The organism is Bordetella ansorpii, from assembly GCF_900078315.1.
Classification (GTDB): Bacteria; Pseudomonadota; Gammaproteobacteria; order Burkholderiales; family Burkholderiaceae_B; genus Bordetella; species Bordetella ansorpii.
Map to the genome: position 1 here is coordinate 951,084 of NZ_FKBS01000029.1, position 18,913 is coordinate 969,996.

The window sequence follows — 18,913 nt, forward strand, 5'->3', positions numbered from 1 at the left end:
GATGAAACAGGGTCCTGACGCCGTCCTCCCGCGTCAGACCCCAAGCAGGAGGTCGCCATGCTGTCACCGATCGCTCCACTGGAAAGCCCCTACGTGCACGCGACACGCGCCGTGCGCCGCACGGCCGCGGCCGATGCCGCCACCGCCGTCGCGGCACAGCAGGCGGCCGAGGAAGCCGCACGGACGAACGCCGTGGCCGCGCCCATCGACATCTCGGACACCGCGCCGATCAACCAGGACCTGCTGCGCGACCAATACGCGGATGAGCGCATGCATCGCGCGATTGCCGAGTACCAACCCACCGCGGCGCAGTACAGCGCCGCGCAATCGGGTTCGGCCGACGCCTTGCTGCCGCTGCAACCCTATCGCGTGGCCGTGGGCAATCCGCCCGTGGAAAGCTTCGGCGCCATGCTGGCGCCCATGACGCGGCGCCTGGACGTGCCCCGTGTCGAAGGCGCCGGCCTGGACGACGGTTTCGAACGCGCGCGCCAACGCCGCCGCACGGCCGCCGGGTTCTGAGCAAATAACAGAAAGAGCGTGACGCGAAGCCGCGCCGCATGCGGTGTGCAAGGCATGGACGGCGCGGCTGCCGCGTTCAGGTTGCCATTGCGACGACGGGAGTACCATCCGGCTACCGGCGTGGCCACTGCGCACGCCTTACCTCATTCCCTCCGGAGCTTCCCTTGAAATACCGCAAACTCGGCCGTACCGATCTCGACGTCAGCCTGATCGGCCTGGGCACCATGACCTGGGGCGAACAGAACAGCGAGGCCGACGCGCACGCCCAGTTGGACTACGCGCTGGAGCGCGGCGTGAACCTGGTGGATGTGGCCGAGATGTACCCCGTGCCGCCCAAGCCCGAAACCCAGGGCCTGACCGAGACCTACATCGGCACCTGGCTGGCCAAAACGGGCCGCCGCCAGGACATCGTGCTGGCCAGCAAGGTGGCCGGTCCGGTGCGCGATCCCAAGCGCCCCGGCCACATCCGCGACGGCAAGACCTTCCTGGACCGCAAGAACCTGACCGCCGCGCTGGACGCCAGCCTGAAACGCCTGCAGACGGACTACCTGGATCTGTACCAACTGCACTGGCCCGACCGCACCACCAATACGTTCGGTCAGTTGGCTTATCCGTGGGTAGAGGATGAACACACCGTGCCGGTGGCCGAGACGCTGGAAGTGCTGCAGGACTTCGTGCGCGCCGGCAAGGTGCGCCACGTGGGCGTGTCCAACGAAACGCCGTGGGGCCTGGGCCAGTTCATCAAGCATGCCGAAGCCGGCCTGCCGCGCGTGGCGTCGATCCAGAACCCGTACAGCCTGTTGAACCGGATCTTCGAGATCGGCCTGTCCGAGTTCTCGCATCGGGAAGGCGTGGGCCTCTTGGCCTATTCGCCGCTGGCGATGGGCGTGCTGGCCGGCAAGTACCTGGGCGGCGCGCGCCCCGAAGGCGCCCGCCTGACGCTGTTCACGCGCTTCACGCGCTACAGCAATCCGCAGGTGGAGGCGGCGGCGCAAGAATACGCGGCGCTGGCGACGCAGCACGGCCTGTCTTTCGCGCAGATGGCGCTGGCCTGGGTGAATCAGCGCCCGTTCGTCACCAGCAACCTGATCGGCGCTACCACGCTGGAACAGTTGAAGGAAAACATCGAGAGCGTGGACGTGACGCTGGACGAGGACGTCCTGAAGGGCATCGAAGCGATTCACACGAAGTACCCGAACCCGGCGCCGTAAGCGCGGGGGCAAGGCAGCGAGCGCCGCGTCACGCGGCGCTCGCGCTTCATGACCCCACCCTCGCTACAGCCCCACCGCCTTCAACTCGGTGGCGGCCCTATCCCCGGGCAGAATGCGCGGCTGCCTGGCGTCGCGCAAATCGGCCAGGAAGCTGTCCCGCCACTTCGCCAGGTCATAGCCGCTCAGCCGCTTCATCAGCGACTCGTAGCGCGACGCCCGCTCGGCCAGGGACATGCGCAAGGCCCGGTCCAGCGCCAGCGCCATCCCTTCGATGTCGTAGGGATTGACCAGCAGCGCGCCATCTTCCATCTCGCGCGCCGCGCCCGCGAACTCCGACAGCACCAGCACGCCGGGATCATCGGGCGGCTGCGCGGCCACGTATTCCTTGGCCACCAGGTTCATGCCATCGCGCAGCGGCGTGACGAAACCGACCTGCGAGGCGCGCAGCAGCGGCATCAGCACGGAGCGCTCGTACGAGCGGTTCATGTAGCGCAGCGGGGTCCAGGCCAGTTCGCCCCACTTGCCGTTGATGCGGCCGGCGGTACGCTCCAGTTCGCGGCGGATTTCCTTGTAGCCCAGCACGTCGGAGCGCGACGACGGCGCGATCTGCACGAAGGACACCGCCCCGCGATGGCCCGGGCCGTGCTCCAGCAATTGCTCGAACGCGTTGAAGCGCTCGACCAGGCCCTTGCTGTAGTCCAGCCGGTCGACGCTGATGATGAGCTTGCGATCGGCCAGGCCCGACTTCAAGGCTACGACCTGGCGCGACCGGTTGGCGCGCGACATCTCGGTGACCGACTCGGGATCGATCCCGATGGGATACGCGCCCGTGCGCACCAGGCGGCCCTGCAACGACAGCACATTGCCGGCACGCTGCGCCTGCAGGTAGCGCTCGCAGTAATCGCCGAAGGCCTGCTGGTCCGCCTCGGTCTGGAAACCCAGCAGGTCGTAGGCGCACATCGCCTGCGCCAGTTCGCGGCTGGGCGGCACGGTGCGGAACACTTCCGGACCGGGGAACGGAATGTGCAGGAAGAAGCCGATGCGGTTCTGGATGCCCAGGTCGCGGCAGAAGCGGCCGAACGCCAGCAGGTGATAGTCGTGCACCCAGATGATGTCGTCGGGTTTCAGCAGCGGCGCCAGGCGCCGCGCGAAATCGCGGTTGACCTGCAGATAGCCTTCGTAATCCTTGCGCTGGTAGCTGCTGATGTCGGCGCGGTAGTGGAAAGAGGGCCACAGCGTGGCGTTGGAGAAACCGCGGTAGAAGCGGTCGTAATCGCGCTTGGCCAACGGGAAGGTGCAGTAGTCGATGCCGTCGTGCGAGGTCTGGGATACCTCGATCTGCGCGCCGTCTTCGGCGACCTCGCCGTTCCAGCCCAGCCACATGCCGCCGGAACCGCGCAAGGCATCGTAGACGCCGACGGCAAGGCCGCCGGTGGCCTTGCCCGAGGCGGCCTGAGTGACGCGATTCGATACGACGATCAATCTGCTCATGGTGCACTCCCGTTCGTTGTTCTTGGATGAAAGCGCTGGCGGGTAGGACGGCCCGGCGGATCACAGACCGCTTTTTGCGCACAGCGCGCCCAGCCAGCGCGCCAGATCGGCGGGACCGCTCAATCGCCAAGGCGCGATGGAATCCCCCGTCCCGACCTTGATGCCGAATCCGCCGGCCTCTTGCGCCGCGGCGAAGGCCGACTCGTCCGTCAGGTCGTCGCCGGCCATCACGGGAATCCGATCAGCAAGTACCGTGCCGCGCATGAATTCACGCAATGCGCCGCCCTTGTCCACCCCACGGGGCTTGAGCTCGAAGACCATCTTGCCGGGCTGTACGTCGAACTGGCCGGCATGCCTCGCGGCGACCGCCTGCACCAGCTTGTGCACGGCTTCGCCCCGGTCTGGTGCCATGCGGTAGTGCACGGCCACGCCCAGTGGCTTGGGTTCGACCAGCACGCCATCCCAGCCAGCCGCGCCCTGGCGCAGGGCCTCGAGCGCCGCTGGCAGGCCTGGCGGAGGATCGATACGATGGATGCGGCCCGTCAGATCGCGGCGCTCGGCGCCATGGTTGGCGCCGTAGGGCAAGGCCAGGGGACGCAGCAGTTCGTCGATACCGCTGCCGGATCGGCCCGAGAGGATGACGACGGCGCCGTGCAAGGCCGTATGCAGGCGCCCCAGCACGGCCACGGTGGACGCCGGCACGATCACTTGCGAGGGCTGGTCACGCAGCTCGGCGAGGGTGCCGTCCACGTCCAGGAACAAAGCGGTGCGCGCCGGATCGGGCAACGGAGGGGGAGCGGAAACGGCCGATTGGCGGGATTCGGGGGATGCCAGCATGAGGTTCCTGCGCGTCGATGAACGGCGCGCGAGGAACGACAGCAGCAAGATGGCGGACGTCGCGCGCCCTGTTGATGTAACAGGGTAACGCCCTGGCCACCACCAAGGCGTATCGAGGCGTATCCGACTTCCTGAGGGATCCGGGATGCGATGGCGAAGCCTGGGCGCCGATCCCGCGTGCCGTCAGTACTTCGACGGCACGAACATGTCGCCCGGCAGCGGCTGGCGGATGTAGTCGGGGTGATGCTCGCGCTCGGGCAGCACGATGCTGGGATGCTCGACTTCGCCGTACGGCACCTGTTCCAGCAGATGCTGGATGCAGTTCAGGCGGGCGCGCTTCTTGTCCACGCCCTCGACCACCCACCAGCGCGCTTCGGGGATGTGCGAACGCTCGATCATCTCTTCCTTGGCCTTGGTGTAGGCCTCCCAGCGGCGGCGCGACTCCAGGTCCATCGGCGACAGCTTCCACTGCTTCAGCGGATCGTGCACGCGGGCCAGGAAGCGGCGGTTCTGCTCTTCGTCGCTGATCGAGAACCAGTACTTGATGAGGATGATGCCCGAGCGCACCAGCATCTTTTCGAACTCGGTGACGCTGCGGAAGAACTCTTCGTATTCGTCGGGGGTGCAGAAGCCCATGACGCGCTCGACGCCGGCACGGTTGTACCAGCTGCGGTCGAACAGCACCATTTCGCCGCCCGCCGGCAGGTGCGACACGTAGCGCTGGAAGTACCACTGGGTGCGTTCGCGGTCGTTGGGCGCGGGCAGCGCGGCCACGCGGCACACGCGCGGATTCAGGCGCTGCGTGATGCGCTTGATGGCGCCGCCCTTGCCCGCCGCGTCGCGGCCTTCGAACAGCACGACGATCTTCAGCTTCTTGTGCACGACCCAGTCCTGCAGCTTGACCAGCTCGCCCTGCAGGCGCAGCAGCTCGCGGAAATAGATGCGGCGGTCGATGTCGGTGTCGCCCTCGCCTGCGGCGCCGGTGAGCGCGTCCAGGCGCGCATCGTCCAGCTCCATCTCCAGCTCTTCGTCGAGGCTGTCGATCATTTCTGCATAAAGGCGGCGGGTCTGTTCGGAGAGATTGTCGCGGTCGCTCATGGTGTCGGAAAGGCGTGTAGGCCGGGCTTGGCGCATGCGCCCGGCGGAGTGAAAAACCGGCGGGAGACACAGGGCCCGTCCGCCGGCGGCATGATGCGCCCGCCCAATTTATGGCGGGGGGATGACATTCCTGTGAATCGGCCGGCCGCCGCAACGGGATCGGGGGGCTGGCGGCCTCCGGCAGACCTATCCGCGCTACATCCCGAAGTGCTCCCGCTCTTCGGCGGACAGCGCGCTACGGTCCACCACTTGTACCATACCGTCCGGCCGGTAGCTGACCGGATCGCGGCGCGGCGCGGGCGCGGCGGGCGCGGGCGCAGCCGGCTCGCCGCCGAAGCCCAGGATCTGCACGCTGATTACCGACGGCAACGCCTTCTGCGAGGCCGCCCGCGAGCGCGCCACCGCGTCCTGCGCCGCCGTGGCGGCCGAGGTGGCCGCCGCGCTGGCCGAGGTCAACGCCCCGGTGTTCACCACCGCCGCCACCGGGATGCCCTTGGATTCCCCCTGCACCTGGATGTTGGCCGCATTGACCACCTGCAAGGCCGCGATGTTGATGTTGCCCGACACGCGGATGCCCGCCTCGCCCGCGTCGATCGTGCCCAGCGGCGCGATCAGGTCCACGTCGCCCGGCGGCACCTCGGGAATCGGATTCAGCGTGGCGATGCCCGCACCCGTCGACGGCACGTTCGGCGACAGCGTCACGTTGCCCAGGTCGTCGTACACCAGCCGCGGCGGCGTATAGACCTGGGAGGTCTTGCTGCCCCGGCCCGCATTGATGTCGCCTTCGGCCGACCATACCTGGATGCCCCCTCCGAAGGTCGTCATGATGCGCGACAGCCCCAACTGCACGCTGCCCTGCGAGTACATCCGGATGTCGCCCTCGCCCTGTGTAAGCAGGCCCACCGGCGGATATGGCTGGCCGGTGACCGAGTTGGTTCCGACAGCCGGCGTCACTCCTTCGACGCCGATCACGGTCTGGCCGCCCGGCGTCAGCGTCTGGATGTCGCCGCCGGCGATGGTGCGGATGCCGGCGTTGGTGATCGTGCCCTGGAACATCGTCAGGTCGCCGGAACGGACGATGGTCCGGCCCTGCGCATCGCTCTCGGGGAACAGCGCCGCGATGGCCTCGCGGCCGCGCAGATAGCTGCCCAGGCGCGGACTGGCCGCGTCGTTGTACTCGCGGCCGCCGGCCAGCAGTTCGGCGTAGAACACCTGGCGCACGAAGATGCGCTGCTGCTCGGCCGGCAGGGCCAGGAAAACCGCCAGCGCATCGGCCGCCGTGCCGCCGGTATAGCCGAACCGCTCGCCCAGCCATTGGGCCAGTTCGGCGTCGTAGGTCTTGGCCACCTTGCCGGGCTGGTCGGCCAGCGGATGGCCGGGGCTCAGGTCGGCCTGGTTGGCAGGGTCGAGGTAGCGCCGGGCGAATCCGTCGAAATCGGTCCGCCCCACCCCGGGCGCGCCCGCGCCCAGGCCGGCCTGCACCACGATGTCGGCGCCCGGGCGCTTGTCGCCCGTGGCCACGGGCCCCACGCTGGTGAAGTTGGCGCCATTGCCCAGGTAGATATCGCCGCCGGCCGAGACTTCCAGCGTGCCCGGCCCCACGATGGAAAGACCGGTGGCCGAGGTGAAGAAGATATTGCCGCCCGCCGCCATCATGGACACGTCGTCGGCGCTGCCATGCGCGAACAGGCCGCCGCTGTTGATGATGTCGCCGCCGGCGATCATGCGCACCGGCTTGGAAGCCGCGTACTGCGTAAGGACGATGCCGTCGGTGAGACTGCCCGCGGTGCGCAGGTTGCCGAACTGCACGTTCTGGATGTCGCCGCCCAGGGCATAGATGTGCGAGGGCGTGCCGTCGCCTTCCATGCTGTCGTCGACCCTGTTGAACGAACCATACATGAACGGCGTGCCGCCTCCGCCGCCGTAGCGATCGCCGTATACGGAGTAGCCCACGCCGTAGATGCCTCCATACAGCAGGCCGTCGATCGATGAGTTCGACGCCCAGTAGTTCGATGCGGCCAGCGGCGACGGATCGTACGGACTGGCCGGCGCGGTGCGCCAGGCCGGCGTCAGCGGCGTGGTCAGCGTCCAGGCCGGCGCGCCCACCAGCCCGAAGACACCGCCGTTGTTGGACGAGTTGTTGTAGGTCCCGCCCGAGATGCGGTCGGCGGCCAGCAGCTCGAGTTGGCCGGTAGGCGATGGCAGCAGGAAATCGGCGCCGATGCCGCCGCTGCGCGGCGCATAGTAGATGCTGCCGCCGGTAGCCACCACGCGCAGCGTGGAAGGCAGGTAACTCGTGGCCGATTGGCTGGCGCCGCTGCCCAGCGGCGAGGCATTGCCGCCGGCCGAGTACAGGTCGATCGCCGTGTCGCCGGTCCACAACAGGAACCAGGTGGCGGCGTTGATGGCCTGGCCGCCGGCCAGGCTCGCCAATGTCTCCACCCGCTCCGCGGCGCGGCCGGGATCCATCACACTGCCCATCACCAGGTCGCCCAGCGTGCGCACGCTGACCGCGCCGTCGCCCGGCGCGAAGTTGGCGCCGCCGCGGCTCTGCGCCGAGTAGGCGATGTGGTTGTCCAGGCGGCGCGGGTCGTCCTGCATGCTGACGCCGTAGTCGTCCAGCTTGACGATGCCCACGCTGCCGGCGCGCAGCCCGGTATCGCCGCGCAGCCCGTCGTACTCGCCGCCGTAGATGCGGCCGCCCGCCTGCACCGACAGGCTGCCGCCGCCGGTCTGCTGCACGGCGCCGTCGATCACGCGGCCGCTGGCGCCCACCGCCACCACGATGCTGTGCTGGGCGCTGCCGTCGGCGCCGATGTCGCCGCCGGCGCGCACCGTCGCGTTGCCGCCGCCCAGCGCTCCCATGCCGGAATAGGCCGCCAGGCCGAGCTTTTCCGCACCCAGGCCGGCGCCGTCCAGCGAATAGGTGCCGAAGTTGATGCCCCAGCCGGTGGCCTGGCCGATCTCGGCGCCGCCCTGGCGCCACAGCCAGTTGCCCACCATCTCGGACATCGAATCCTCATGGCCGGTGATGTTGCCGCCCACGGCCAGCGTGAAATCGCCGCCGTCGGTCGTGTACCACATGCGCTGGTCATTGATGGCGTCGAGATAGCTGCGGTCGAGCACGTCGGCGCCCAGCGCGGTGCCGTCCAGCTGCAGCTCGCGCGGTGCATTCCACACCGAGTCGCGCCCGGTGGTACCGGCCACGGCCGTGCCGGCGGTGTAGACGCCATAGGGAGTCTGCTGCGTGTAGTCGCCGGCAGCGTACAGCTCCAGATCGCCGGTGCCGGTGCGCACCACGCTGATGCCCGCGGTCGGCGTGCCCACGCCATGGCCATCGAGGTTGACGAGATAGGGATCGTTCAGCACCAGGTTGCCGGCGCCCCGCTCGGCACGCACGGCGCGCGAGTCGGCGCTGGTCAGGTTGGACCCGGCCACCAGCCGCATCGACCACGACTGGCTGCCCGGCGCCAGCATGGGCGCCAGCGCCCAGACAGGCTTGTCGCCCACCTGCGCCTGCGCGCTGGCCACCCAGGTGCCGGCCGGCACAGTGGCCCCGGCCGGCACGTTGACCGGCACGCCCAGCCCGAAGCCGGACTCGAAGAATGACAGGCTGGCGCCCGCCGGCCAGATCGTATTCACGACGGGCATCATGCCGTAGATGCTGAAACTGCCGGCGATATTGTTCATGCCGGCCTTCAGGGTCGTGCCCGGCGGCAGGTTCAGGCCGATCTGGGCAATGATGGCGTCGGTGCTGGTGCCGGCGGCATAGACCGTGCCGTCGGGCAGGATGATCGGGGCGGCGATCGCCACGCCCGGCAGCAGTTCGTTGGACAGGAACTCGAAGCCGCCGAGCACCACGTCGGCCGGCAGCGGGTCGGTGTCCGACAGCACCAGGGTCATGAAGTCGGGCAGCGGTATGTCGAAGTCCAGCGTGCCGAAATTGTTGAACTGGGTGTTCGTGCCCAGGATCAGGCCGCTGGCCGGCACCAGGAAGTCGCTCTGCAGCCCCGTGCCGGGCGGCAGCAGGTCCGCGAACAGGGCGCTGTCGGGCGAGCCGGGCGGCAGCCCGAAACCGTCATTGATGTTGCCGTGGATGTTCAGGTCGCCGCCGGCGCGCAGCCACAGCACGCCGGGCTCGCCCGAGCCGCGCTGCGCCGGATCGGCATGGGGGCCATACCGGAAGCCCGACAGGTCCAGGTCGCCCTCCACCGTCAGGTCGCCGGTGGCGCGCAGCTCCACGCCGGGGCGCAGATGGAAGGCCGTGCCGTACGCCATCAGGCCGGCCAGCCTGCCGTTCGCGCCGGTCAGGCCGCCGTTGTTCCAGGCCGCGGCTATGAACTGCGTGTTGCGCGCGTCGATCTGGTCCAGGCCGATCACGCCGTCGGCGCCCACCGGGCTGCCGCCGGCATCGCCGTTGTCCTGCTTCACCGTGCCGTCCGCGCCGGGCGGCTGGTAGGTCTGGAACGCGTTGACCGCGATGCTGGCCGCGCCGCGTATCGTCAGCGGGCCACCCGCCTCGATGCGCACGTCGCCGCTGGTCTCGCCGGTGCGCGGCGCGTTGATTTCCACGTGGCCGCGCGCCACGCCGTCGGGCGTCGCCAGGTCCATCGTCGAGCCGGCGCCCAGCCGCACCGTGCCGTTGGCGGCGGTCAGCGAAATGCGCGCGCGGTTCGAGGCGTCGATCGGCGCGCCGTAGCTGTCGACGGCCAGCACGTTGCCGTGCGCATCGAGCACGGCGCGCCCGCTCAGGTTCAGGTCGTCGCGCGCCGACAGATAGATGGTGCCCACCCGGTCACCCGAGGCATCGATGGTGCCGTCCACCGTCAGGCTGCCGCCATCGACGCTGATGTTGACCTGGTGCGCGCGCACGCCGTCGCGCACCGTCAGGCTGCCGTTCTCCACGGCGAAGCTGCGCGCGCCGTAGAAGCCGGCATCGTTCAGCTGCGCGTTCAGCGCGGCGAAGGCGTCGTCGCCCAGCGTGCCGGCCGTCAGGCCGAAGCGGCCGTCCTCGTAGCGCGTGCCGTCCTTGTCCACGCCGCCGCCGCTGCCGGCGAGCGTGCCGCCCAGCGCCACCGCGCCCTGCCCGGCGTTGGCCGCCAGCGTGCCGGCGTCGCTGTGCGCGGCCGACACGTCGATGCGCGAGCCGGCGGCCTGGGTGATGCCGCCCGCCCTGCTGGTCAGCGAGACATCGCCGCCCCAGCTGTACTTGGTCACGTCGAAGAACTGCACCGTGCGGCCGGACAGGTCGATCTGCGCGCCCTCGCCCAGCGCCACATTGCCGTCGGCTTCGACCACGAGCCTGCCGCTGGGCAGCGCCACCGCGGTGTCGATGGCCACGTCGCGGCCCTGCAGCGTCAGCGATGCGCCCAGGCTGGCCACGGCCGGGACGTCCGCCGCGGCCGCGCCGTCGGGCCGCGCCACGCTCAGGCTGCCGCCGGCCGTGTAGGTCATCGTCGAGCCGTTCGCGCCGGTCAGCAGCGGCGTGCGCAGCGCCAGGCCGCCGCCCGAGCGCGTGCCGTCGCCGGCCTGCGTGCCGCCCACCGTCAGCGTGTTGGCATTGTTGGCGGTAATGCGGTCGGACGCGTCGATCGTCACCCCGGCAAAGCCCAGCGCCAGGCGGTCCAGCGCTATCTGGCGCTGCGGCTGGCTGAGCGTGTCGTAGCCGAAGGTCACCGTGCGCGCGTCGATCACCAGCTGGCCGGCGCCCGTGCCGGGGCCGCCGGGCCGCACGCCCGCCGGCGCGTGGCTGAGAAACGGATTGCCGGTCGAGCCATCCCCGGTGGACACGCCGCTCCACAGGAAATTGGCGGTGGCGATGCGCACCACGTCGTCGCTGCCGCCCCAGCCATAGAAAGCCGGGGTGGCGAACACCATCTGCACCGGCGAATCGCCCGTGTCCAGCGTGACCGAACCGTAGTAGTTGAACGCGCCGCCGGCCGTCAGGGTAAGGCGCTCCAGCGCCGGCACGCCATCGGCGGCCGAGGGCCGCAGCAGCTTGTCCAGCACGGCCTGCGTCAGCTGCCAGCCCGGCTGCAGCGCGCCGGCCATCCCGGCCGCGGCCAGGCTGTCCGAGGTGCCGATGTTGATCTGGTCCTGCGCTATCTGCAGATAGCGGGCCCCCAGGTCCACCTCGCCCAGCTGCAGCCCGCCCGGCGCCGCAAAGGCGATGGTGCCCTCGGTCAGCAGCGAGGCGCCGTCGGCGATCTCGATGCGCGACTGCCCGACCGAAGGCAGGAAGTCCAGGCGGCCATTGGCCACGGCCAGCACGGCGATCTCATAGCCATTGGGAACGGATTTCAGGCCATTGGCGTAGACATAGCTCAGGGTGGAGTCGATGACGGTGTTGTCGAAGCCGCGCGTGTCGACGGCGGCGCCGCCGTCGACCGCGATGTCGTTGCCCACCAGGAACACCTGGCCGGCCCGCAGCGTGGCGCCGCCGCGCACCGCCACGCCGGGGTGCTCCACGCCATCGCTGCCGAAGTAGATGCGGGCGCTGTCGCCCCCCGTGGACGCGCCGTCGAAGTAATGCCACATGCCGCCCAGCATCAGCGTGGACGCCGCGAAGGCGTTCAGCGACGTATCGGATATCGACACCGTGCCCGGCGTGGCCGCCGCGTCCGGGCTGCGGATCTCCAGCAGCGCGTTGCCGCTGGTCACCGTCATGGTGCCGGCCATGCCGGTGGCCTGCGCGGTGGTCGCGCCGCCGAAGCGCACCATGCCGGCGAACTGCAGCGGGTCGGAGACGTCGCTGTTGGCGCGCAACTGCAGCAGCAGGAGCTTGCCATCCTCGGGCAGGCGCGAACGCAGCGCGTTGAAAGTATCGGCCTGCTGCACCAGGAACTGGCTGAAGCTGGTCTCGTTGAATTGCGTGTAATTGCGCACCGCCGTGCCCGGCGTCAACAGGATCTGCGTGGCCAGCGCATCGCGCGTGCCGGTGCCGGCGGTGCTCTGCATCGCGGTGGTCACCCATGAACCATTGGGCGCGGCCGTGGCGCCGGCCGGCTGGCGCAGCGGAGCATGGCCGCCCAGTTCCACGCGGTACGCGCCCGGCAGCAGCGCGAAGCTGGCCGGCAGCAGCGTGTAGGTGCCCGCGGGCAGGCCCGGCACGCCGGCGGCAATGGTGATCTGGCGGCCCACATCCGGATCGCCCGCGCCCTTGTCGTTGGCCCGCAGCACGGGCGCGTAGTCCGAGGCATAGCCCGGCAGGATGGCGTACACGCCGTCGTCCGGCTGGCTGAAGCCGCGCACCGCCGGGTTGGCGTTGGCCAGCGGCGTCTTCAGCACGTTGACCGAACCGCCGCGGCCCGACACGAAGCCTTCGCCGCGCAATTCGCCGCCGCCGGACAGGTCGATGACCGCGCCCGCCTCGCCGACCAGTTGCCCCGCATCGATGGTGATGCCGGCCACCAGCACGCCGTTATCCGCATCCTTGCTGCCGGTAGTGTCGCCGCGCGCGACCGTGGTTTCGGCCAGGCCATATTGCGTGTATTCACGGCCCGACTTGCCGATGCCGTCGTAGGTCACGCCGTCGACCGTGCCGCCGTACGGAATGGCCAATCCGGCGCCGCTGACCGATGTCAGGCTGCCATTGCGCAGGATCACCACCGAGGCGGGCCCCACCGCCTGACCGCCTATGTTCAGCATCAGCACGCCGGTCTGCCAGTCGGTGCCGCGGTTGCCGCCGGTGCTGTTGAGCGAGACCGAGCCCAGCGGCGCGCGCACCACGCCGCCCTGGTCCACCGTGCCGCCCATCAGGGCCAACTCGCCGAACACCGAGTACGGCACGTCCGGCACCTGGCCGGTGCTGGAGCGTATCGTCAGCACGCTGTCGGGCGCGATGCCGCCGGCGCGGGTACCGGCGATGATCGCACCGTACTGGCCCGACATCGGATAGATCTGCGCGGCGTCGACCTCGATATTGCCCACGCTGTTCAGGCCGCCGGCCAGGCGCACGTCGCCTCGGCTGGCCAGCCGGATGGCGGCGAAGCCGTCCAGGTTGACGGATGCGCTCGAACCGAGAGTGCCCTCGCCTTGCTGGCTGGCCGCGCCGGACACCACCTTGCCATAGATGTCGATCAGGTCGGCCGACAACGCCAGGAAGCTGGCGCCGCCGGGCGCCCGGCCGGGCGTGGGATTGATCAGGCCGGGCGTGAAGTGCGGGGTTTCGCTGGCCCTCGGCGACCAGGAGCCGCCGTCCAGGCGGATGTACGGCGCGGCCAGATGGACCTGCGCATCGGGCGTGGCGCCGGCCACGGTCAGCATGCCGCGCCGCAGGTTCAGGCTGCGGCCCAGCGCCAGGTCCAGGTCGCCGTCGAACAGGATGCGGTCGCGCGCCGACAGCGTCAGCGCGTCGAAGCCGCCGGCGGCCACCTGGTCGGCGCTGATCGCCGCCTGGCCGAACACCAGGGCCGCGTCGCGCTCGCCGGGCGCCAGGTCGCCGGCCAGGCCGCTGGGCGCGCCGTGCTGTGTAACGGTGATGGTATAGAGCTGATTCAGGCTGGCATCCACCGCGTCCTGTCCCTGGAAATACATGCGGTCGTCCAGGTACAGGGCCAGCGAGCCGCCGCCCGCGCCGGCGCCGCCCGCGGCCGCGCGCAGCGTGCCGTCCAGCACGATGCCGCTGTCCGAGTGCAATTCGATGCTGCCGCCGCTGCCGGCCAGCAGCAGCGGCTGCGATGCCGCCGTGGCCGGGCCGCCCGCCTGCGCGTCGACCGTCGCCTGCGCGCCCGAGGCGTCCAGCAGCGCCCCCGGGCGGATGATGAGGTAGGCATCGCTCTGGCCCGCGGTGATGCTGCCGCCGTCGGGCGCCACGCCGTAGGCGCGGCCCCAGGCGTCGTGGGCCACGTAGGCGCGGCCGGCCACGTCCAGCACCGCGTCGCCGCCAATCCAGACCGAACGGCCGGGCGCGTAGCTCGGTGAAAAGGGCATGCTGGCCAGCGTGATGCTGCCGCCCCAGGCGTTCAGGCGGCCCTCGATGGTGAGCTGGCCCTCGCTGTGCAGGCTGATGGCCTGGCCCGGATCGACGCTGACGACCGCACCGCGGCCGATGGTCAGCGGCGCCTGGCCCGCCCCGGTCTGCCGGCCCGCCGACAGCGACAGGCTGGCGCCGGCGCGCTGCGTCAGCACGGCATGCTGCGGATCTTCCAAATACAGCGGCGGCAACCATTGCGACAGCGCGGCCAACGGATCGGCGCCGGTGGCGATGGCGCGCAGGCCATCGCGATTGGCGCGCAATACGGGCATGGCCACGTCGAGCACGGTGCCCTCGGCCACCTCGGCGCCGTCATAGCCGGACACCCGATAATGCGCGAAGCCGCTCTGGAACAGGCCGGTATCCAGCGTGATTACCGCGGTTTCCGGGGGTTGCCGCATCGCTGCATCGGCCCCGGCGTTGGCGTTGGCGTTGGCGTTGGCGTCCGTGCCGATCACGATGATGCCGTTCGATTCCATGTTCAGCGTGCCGCCGCCTGCCACCCCGTAGCCGCGGATCTCGGCGCCCAGCGTCAGTTGGCCATCCTGCTGGGCTGCGCCCACGGACTGCTGCGTCAAGTATCCGGCCGACAGCGTCACGTCGCCGCCGGCGCCACCGTCGAGCGGGCCGTCGGCCTTCAGCACCGCGCCCGAGGACACGTCGATGGCGCTGCCCTGCGCAAGCGTGACGTCGCCGGAGTGCAGAATCGCCACGGAGCCGCCGTTCTTGAACGGCAAGAAACGGAAATCATCGGGATCGCCGGCCAGGTTGCTCCAGAAGCCGTGCGTGTCCAGCGTGACGTCCGCGCCCACGCCGACCAGTGGCCGGTCCGTGCCGCTGGCCGACAGCACCTGCAGGTTGGCCACACCGGTGTCGCTCACCGTGGTCAGCATATTGCCCAGTTCGATGCGGCCCGCGCGCGCGGTCAGGTCGGCGTCGACGTCGATGCGCCGGGCGTGCAGCTCGATGCTGCCGCCGGGCGAGACTTGCAGCGCGTCGTCCACGGTGATGCCGTCGCCGGCCACGGCGATGATGGCGCCGAGTTTCCAGCGGTTGACGTCGGCGCTGTCCAGGTACGCCGTGTTGCGGCGGTCTTCGGGCAGCGGCGCGCGGGACGGCTCGCCGCTGCCGCTGCTGGCGCCATCGCTGCCGCCTGCGGCGGGCGACGGCGGCATCAGCGTGTCGGCGATAGCCTCGGGCATGCCGAACAGGATCTGCTGTTGCGCCGCGCTCAGGTTGTGGAACACGCCCACCGGACCGTTCTTCGCATCGGTGTTGTAGGCCGTCCGGTACTTGCCCAGGATCAACTGCGCGCCGCGCGCCAGCGCGGTCTGCGACTGGATATAGCCGTCCCAGTCGCCGCTGGCCGCGCCGTCCTGGCGCGCGCCTTGATAGGTGTCGGTGATCAGGTCGCCTTCGAGCACCGCCGAAGTGGTCGATACGATCAGCTTGCCGGCATCGCGGCCCACCGTGTAGCCCGGTTCGTTGCGGCGGGTTGGCGCCAGCACCGGGTTGTAGAAATAGCGCGTGGCGTCGTCGCCCCAGCGGGCATGAGTGTCTTCGTAGCCCTTGTACAGGCCTTGGTAGACGATGTCCCCGGGCGCGGTCGAGACTTCGTACAGCCGGCCTTCGGCGCCGCGCATCCAGCTCATGTGGATCTTGCCGCTCTGCACGTCCAGCGTGCCGCCCGACAGGTTGATGACCGAGCCTTGCTGCGTCACGACCTCGCCGCCGTCGAAGGTCACGCTGCCGCCCTGCGCCGCCCACTCGCCGATGCGGTGCGGTTGCAGATCGACGTAGCCGCCGACTTCCAGCAGGCCGCCGCCCGTGTACCAGCGCTCCTTGTCGTAGCCGCCCACGCCGGCCAATACATGGACCAGCGTGCGGCGATCGACCCAGACGTCGCTGTTGTTCAGGTTCTTCGCATCGCGGGCGCCGGGCGCGTCGCGCTGCTCGTTGCCCTGCACGTTGATCTGGATGTTGTTGGCTTCCATCGCCACTTGCACGCCCACGGCGCCCGATACATCGACGATCGAGCCATTCGCCAGCGTGCTGCGGCCGGCCGCGCCGGCGCTGGCGGACACCTGTCCGCCCGTGGCCAGCGTCATCGAGCCGTCGGCGAACTGCACCGTCGAGCCCGACACGATCTCGATGCGCGACAGGTCGCGCCGGTCGTCCTGCCTCGACAGGTTCGTGAAGATGTCCGCCACGGCCTTGCGCCGCGCCTGGTCCTGCTGCGCCGAAGCCAGGATCAGCGCGTCGCGCTGGCTGTCCAGCGCCGTGCCGCCGCTGTCGTCCAGCAGGATGGCGGTGGTCGACCCGCTGCCCAGCGTCACTGAACCCCGGGCATCGCCGGCCGGTGTGGACAAGTGGATCGTGCCACGGTTGTTCACCGTGGTGGTCGACACCGCCACGCCGTCCTGCAGCACCGTGCGGCCGGTCAGCGTGATATCCCCTTCGGCCGATTGGATCAGGCCGGTATTGGCGGCCGTGCCGCTGGTCGCGCCGGGCTGCGCCACCACTTCGTTGCCGCGCGTGGTCGAGTACAGATTGGTGTCCGTGCCCACGCCGCGGCGGATCGTGAACGTCTCCCCCGCCGCCAGAAGCGCCTGCCCCCTCGGCGTGGCGATATTGCCCGCGTTGCTGGCATCGCTGCCCAACAGCAACACATAGCCACCGCCCTGCGTGACTGTGCCCGGAATCTGCGTGGCGATCCGCGCGCCGGCCTCGACCCGCACCGCGCCCAGCGCATCGGTGAAGCTGGGCGTATAGGTGCCGAAGGACTGTGGACTGTAGATGCCCTGCGCCGTGAACTGCTCGTCCGTGATGCTGGCCGCGGCCGCCACCAGGTTGCGCACGTTCACCTGGCTGGTGCCGCTGAACACCACGCCGTTCTGGTTGACCACCATGACCGTGCCCCGGCCCTGGAGGGCGCCCTGGATCTGGCTGGGCCTGGCGTCGGCGCCCACCACCCGGTTGAGCACCGCATCGCTGGCCTGCTGCTCGAACTGCACCGTGGTGTTGCGCCCGACGTTGAAGGTATCCCAGTTCAGGATGGCGCGGGGCTGGGTCTGCTGGATCGATAGCGTGTGGCTGGCGCCGTTGCGCGACACCACGGGGCGATTCGCCCCCGTCCATGCCAGCACATTGCCCGCAGCGTCCCTGTCCCACACCCCGCCCTGGACGTAACCATCGGGCACGTCGGATGTCGTGGCCTGTGCCGCCGTGCGCGCGGCAGCCTGCGCCGACTGCGCCGCGGCGATTGCGGCGGCCGAGCGGTTGACGTTGTCCAGCGACCGTTGCAACTGCTGGCGGGCCTGCGCCTGCTGGCGAGCCGCCGCGCTCTGTCCCGGCACCACGCCTTGCAGGCGCGCCCCGGCGGGCTGCATCGCAGGGGAATTCGGTCCTTGCGGCGTGGCGAACCAGGCCCCATTGCCCGCCCGCGCCGCACCAGGCAGTGCCATCCCACCCGCCACCAGCAGCGCGGCCAGCGCCGACGCCACGGGCGTCAGGCGCAACGCGCGATGAACGGCGGGACGACGCCGGGCAGGACTGACGGGGAAACGGGCGTAAGAAGACTGGGACATGGCTTTCGGCGATCCTGGCTGGTCGATGACGTCTAGGTGTGGTGCTGGCACGAGGTGCCATGTCCGTATAGACGGGAGTTCTTGCGCGACCTGGAACAGCCGATTGATGAAATTTTTCTTACAACGCGTATTCGGGCGGTGTTCATCACGCATCGCCCGTCGACCGATCAGGTCAGCAGCACCAGATCGCCGACCTGCCGCACCTGGGCGCGGTACAGCCGTTCGATCAGCACCAGCGCCTGGTCCATCGACCCGATGGCGAAGCGTCCGCTGATGCGCTGCCGCGCCAGCGCGTCGCTCATCAGCATCACCCGGCCCGGCCGATAACGGTTGATCTCGGCGATGGCCTCGTCCAGCGGCGTGTCGCGGAACACCACCACGCCCTGCCGCCAGTCGGATTGCGCCTGGTCCCGCTGCACCGGCGTATGCAGGCGCTGTGCGTCGTACCGCACCTGCTGGCCTGCGACCAGCGTGGCCGTGCCCGAGGCATGCCGCACCTCGGCCCGCCCCTCGGTGCACACCACCCGCACCGCGCCGCCCTCGGGCAGGCAGCGCACCTCGACCGCCCCGTCGGCCAGATGCACGCGTCCGTTGCGCGCCAGCACGTCCAGCGCCGCGCCATCGGTGCGCACCGCTGCTTCGCCCGCGATCAGTTCGACGCTGGGCGCCTGCCGCGCACCGCCGCGCAACGCCACGCTGGTCTGCGTGTTCAGCGCCAGGCGGATATGGGGGCCGACCTCGACCTCGCGCTGCTCACCCGTGGCGGTGCGATAGTCGGCGCCCAGTTCGGACCACGACGGCCACAGCCCCAATGGGGGATGCAGCAACGCCACCGCGCCCACCGCCGTGGCGAATGCGCCGCCGCCCGCCAGGAAAAGGCGACGGCCATTGCGCCTGGACGCACGCGCCGAAGGCCGAGCCGGTTCCGGATGCGCCGCGCGATGCGCCGCCAGCACCGTCCCCATCTCGCGCCACTCGGCACTGGCGCGGCGCCAGGCGGCCGCGTGGGCCGGGCTCTGGCCGCACCAGCCGCGCAAGGCCTGCGCGTCCGCCGTGGTCGGACGGCCGACGGCCAGCTTGCGCGCCCACGCGCGGGCCTCGGCCAGCAAGGCCTCGTCAGCGGCAGACTCGGTCATGGACGATGGACCATTCATGGATGACAGCGCCGGGCCACCCGGCGGAAGGAAAGAGAAACG

General features: G+C 70.1%; 7 protein-coding genes. 2 read left to right on the plus strand and 5 right to left on the minus strand.

Annotated features, from left to right (window positions below):
- The first annotated feature begins 57 nt into the window (after positions 1–57).
- Entirely contained in the window at positions 58–519 is a 462-nt protein-coding gene (locus A7W11_RS26065) for a hypothetical protein (RefSeq protein WP_066421036.1), read from the plus strand.
- Between the two features lie 164 nt (positions 520–683).
- Entirely contained in the window at positions 684–1,730 is a 1,047-nt protein-coding gene (locus A7W11_RS26070; protein WP_066421037.1) for an NADP(H)-dependent aldo-keto reductase, read from the plus strand.
- A 63-nt stretch (positions 1,731–1,793) separates the two neighbouring features.
- Here the strand turns inward: A7W11_RS26070 and otsA are convergent, their stop codons facing one another.
- From otsA to A7W11_RS26095, 5 genes are all read right to left on the minus strand, one after another.
- A complete protein-coding gene (gene otsA, locus A7W11_RS26075) occupies positions 1,794–3,221 on the minus strand; it encodes an alpha,alpha-trehalose-phosphate synthase (UDP-forming) (RefSeq protein WP_066421038.1) in 1,428 nt (475 codons plus the stop codon).
- A 60-nt stretch (positions 3,222–3,281) separates the two neighbouring features.
- The gene (gene otsB / locus A7W11_RS26080; RefSeq protein WP_066421043.1) at positions 3,282–4,058 is read right to left on the minus strand and encodes a trehalose-phosphatase; all 777 of its coding nucleotides are present in this window, start codon (positions 4,056–4,058) and stop codon (positions 3,282–3,284) included.
- 183 nt (positions 4,059–4,241) lie between these two features.
- A complete protein-coding gene (ppk2, locus tag A7W11_RS26085) occupies positions 4,242–5,156 on the minus strand; it encodes a polyphosphate kinase 2 (protein WP_066421046.1) in 915 nt (304 codons plus the stop codon).
- 195 nt (positions 5,157–5,351) lie between these two features.
- Positions 5,352–17,717: a filamentous haemagglutinin family protein gene (locus A7W11_RS26090; RefSeq protein WP_066421048.1), complete on the minus strand. Its 12,366-nt coding sequence runs from the start codon at positions 17,715–17,717 to the stop codon at positions 5,352–5,354.
- 167 nt (positions 17,718–17,884) lie between these two features.
- Positions 17,885–18,853, minus strand: a complete 969-nt coding sequence (locus tag A7W11_RS26095; RefSeq protein ID WP_066421051.1) for a FecR family protein — start codon at positions 18,851–18,853, stop codon at positions 17,885–17,887.
- Positions 18,854–18,913: the final 60 nt, after the last annotated feature.